The following is a 2,778-nucleotide window of genomic DNA, read 5'->3' on the forward strand; positions in this document are numbered from 1 at the left end:
CGCAAGGAGTCCTACGTGGGACCCTGGCTGCCCGAGCCGCTGCTGACCGCGCCGGACGTGGCGGAGGACGTCGCACTGGCCGACAGCATCTCCATGGCGATGCTGCTGGTCCTTGAGACGCTCGCGCCGGTGGAACGGGCGGTCTTCGTGCTCCGCGAAGTGTTCGACCTCGCTTACGAAGAGATCGCCGAAGCGGTCGGCAAGAGCCCGGCGGCAGTCCGCCAACTCGCCTATCGGGCACGGGGACACGTCGCCGCGCGCCGGCCACGCGGCTGCGCCTCCCCCGCCCAGACCAGGGCTGCGCTCCACGCCTTCCAGCAGGCGGTCGAAACCGGCGAACTGCAGAGTCTGCTCGACATCCTCGCCCCCGACGTCGTCGCCCTCAGCGACGGCGGCGGAGTCCGGCACGCCCTGCTGCGGCCCGTCGTGGGAGCGGACAAGGTCGCCCGCCTGCTGGCCGGCGGCTGGTGGAAGCGCCAGGCCCCAAGGTCGCTCGAACCGGTTGAGATCAACGGTGGCCCGGCCCTCCTGGTCAGGGTCGACGGACAGGTCGATGGCGTGCTGGCCGTGAGCGTGGAGAACGGCTACGTCACCGGCGCCTACCACGTGCGCAACCCCGACAAGCTGTCGCACATGGCGCATGAGACCGCCATCAGCCGCTGACCGCCCTCTGCGTCCACTCATCAGCCCCGGGGTGGTCAGATCGGCTCGTGCGGGCCGGGCCCGGTACCGGCATCGTGAGAGGCATGACGGAGCAGAGGTTCGACGTGTGGGCGGCCGGGGATGCCTACGAGCGGTTCATGGGCCGGTGGAGTCGGCTGGTGGCGGATGAGTTCGTGGCGTGGCTGGGCTGCCGGGATGGTTTGCGGTGGGTGGATGCGGGGTGTGGCACGGGGGCGTTGAGCGCTGCGGTGGCTGCGCGGTGCCGGCCGCGGCGGGTGGTGGGGGTGGACCGGTCTGCGGCCTTCGTGGGCGCGGCCCGGGCGAGCGCTCCCGCGTCGGCGTGCTTTGTCGTCGGCGATGGGATGTCTCTGCCGGTGCGGGGTGCGGGGTGCGACGTATCCGTCAGTGGCCTGGTGCTCAACTTCCTTCCCGTGCCGAGCGCTGCGGTGGCCGAGGCTGTCCGGATCGTGCGGCCGGGCGGCCTGGTGGCCGCGTACGTGTGGGACTACGCCGAGGGCATGGAGTTCCTGCACCGCTTCTGGGCCGCCGCGACCGCGGTGGACCCGGCGGCCGCCGAACTGGACGAGCGCCGGCGCTTCCCGGTGTGCAGCCCGGAGCGTCTTCGGTCGCTGTGGACGAATGCGGGGCTCGCGGACGTGGCTGTTGCCCCCATCGAGGTGGCCACCGTCTTCGCCGGATTCGCGGATCTGTGGGAGCCGTTCCTGGCCGGACAAGGCCCCGCCCCCGGCTATGTCGCCGACCTCGCCCCGGCCGCCCGGGCTCGGTTGCGTGACACGCTGCGCGCCGCCGTGCCGACCCGGCCGGACGGATCGATCGCGCTCACCGCCCGCGCGTGGGCGGTGCGGGGAACGCCGGTCGGCGCCGCCACGTGAGGGCCCCGGCCCCATCGCCACGCCGCGGATGCCGGGCGGTTGACGTGACGCCGTCGTGATCCCCCCTCGTTGATCACGACGGCTCACGAGCCCTGCATTCTTTCGGGTGGATACGGCGCGGCTCCTGCCGCGCAGGAGCCTTGCGGCAAGGCGGACAGCAGGAATCGGCCAGCGGTGACATCCCCCTGCACCGAAGTGGCAGATGGGCCGACCAGACACCACAGAGACTGCTGGTGATCAGCGTCCGGAGACAACATCAACCGGCTGTCCCGGATGGGAGCCTGCTGTCCGGGCTGGTCAGAGCTTTGTCTGGATGGTGTCCCGGACAGCGCGCACACGGCTAGATCCACCATTACCCCGGGGCCACCGCGCCCGCAGGATGATGTTCGTGAGAGTTCCAGGGGAGTTGTCGCCGTACGAGGCCCAAAATGCTGCCGACTTCATCGGGCTGATGCGGACGCTCAAGGAGCGTTCGGGGCTGACGTATCGCGAACTGGAGGAGCGTGCCGCCCGCGCCGGCGACGTACTGGCGCGCAGCACGCTGGCCGACGTCCTGCGCCGGACGAGCCTGCCGCGGCCGGATGTCCTTGCCGCGTTCGTCCGCGCCTGCGGGCAGGGGCAAGAGGTCGCGGCCTGGCTGGAAGTGCGGGACCGGATCGCGGCGGATGCCGCTGCCGCCGCGGCACATCCCGCTGTCGAGCCGCCTGTCACGGCCTCCGGTCCCGAAGGCGGGGCCCAGCGCCGCAGCGAGGGGCCCGCGGAATGGCTGCCGGACCGCCTCAAGAGCCGCACGGCTCTGCTCGCCGCCGTGCTCGTGGTGCCGCTGCTCGCGTTGGCCGCCTGGGGGTTGATCCCCGACGGCTCGGGGGATTCCGGCGCACCGGCTGCCGCGGCCACCGCATCCGGAGCTCTCGGCGGCTGGGTGACCATCCGCCCCGTGGGCGCGCCGGACCTGTGTCTGACCGACGGCCGTGACCGGGAGGGCGCCTATGAAAGCGCCGTCGCCGTCCAGCTGCCCTGTGCCCGGTCCTCTGTGCCGCGCACCTACCTGGAACCGGCTGGTGAGGACCTCTATCGCATCCAGTGGCACCATCCCCAGCACGGGAAAGGCTGCCTGGCGATCATGAGCAGCGGTCCGGTGAAGGGCATGCTCGAGCCGCGCGAGGAATGCGGCCAGGCCACCTTGTTCCGCGTGGAGACCGCGACCACCGAAGGCGTCAGG

At 71.9% G+C, this 2,778-nt stretch carries 3 protein-coding genes; all 3 read left to right on the forward strand.

Annotation, left to right across the window (positions count from 1 at the left end; all coding sequences use genetic code 11):
* Positions 1–663 (forward strand): sigma factor-like helix-turn-helix DNA-binding protein (locus ACQKIP_RS44515; protein ID WP_427745602.1); only part of this gene is annotated, 663 nt, incomplete at its 5' end.
* A gap of 137 nt (positions 664–800) precedes the next feature.
* The gene (locus ACQKIP_RS44520; protein ID WP_365854694.1) at positions 801–1,556 is read left to right on the forward strand and encodes a class I SAM-dependent methyltransferase; all 756 of its coding nucleotides are present in this window, start codon (positions 801–803) and stop codon (positions 1,554–1,556) included.
* Between the two features lie 388 nt (positions 1,557–1,944).
* Positions 1,945–2,778: helix-turn-helix domain-containing protein (locus ACQKIP_RS44525; RefSeq protein ID WP_427745603.1), on the forward strand; the 834-nt coding region annotated here is incomplete at its 3' end.

Source organism: Streptomyces sp. NPDC059900, from assembly GCF_050270335.1.
In the GTDB taxonomy this organism is placed as follows: Bacteria; Actinomycetota; Actinomycetes; order Streptomycetales; family Streptomycetaceae; genus Streptomyces.